This window comes from Candidatus Hydrogenedentota bacterium (assembly GCA_016791475.1).
Taxonomy (GTDB): domain Bacteria; phylum Hydrogenedentota; class Hydrogenedentia; order Hydrogenedentales; family JAEUWI01; genus JAEUWI01.
On record JAEUWI010000476.1, the window covers coordinates 1 to 517 of the forward strand.

Genomic DNA, 517 nt, shown 5'->3' on the forward strand with positions numbered 1-517 from the left:
ATGTGGAACACATCATAGTAATCAGGATGCACCACCGGCTTGATAAAATCGCTTTTAAGGCCCTGCTGATACAGCGCCGCAAGTGATCGTTTGTGTTCATTGATCTTGTCCAGGGACCGGAGTTTCACCCGGAGGAATGCGGCTTGAAGCTCGTCCAGCCTTGAATTCACACCGATTACCTCATTGTAGTACTTCCGGTCTGAACCGTAGTTCCTCAAATAGGCGATCTTCCTCTGCAACACCTCACTATCGGTGGTCAGGCAGCCGCCATCGCCGAGAGCGCCCAGGTTTTTAGTTGGGTAAAAACTGAAAGCACCGAAATCCCCAAATGTCCCGGCCTTCTTTCCTTTCAGCGAGGCACCGTGTGCCTGCGCGCAATCTTCAATCATCACCAACCTGTGCTTTTGAGCAAGGGGCATGATCTGATCCATCGCCGCACACTTGCCATACAGATGAACAACCATGATCGCCACCGTCCTCTTGGTAATGGCCGACTCGATCAGCGCCGGGTTCATGT

At 52.2% G+C, this 517-nt stretch carries 1 protein-coding gene; it reads right to left on the reverse strand.

The features are described from left to right. The coding region (locus JNK74_30330; protein MBL7650467.1) for a DegT/DnrJ/EryC1/StrS family aminotransferase at positions 1-517 on the reverse strand (517 nt) is incomplete at both ends.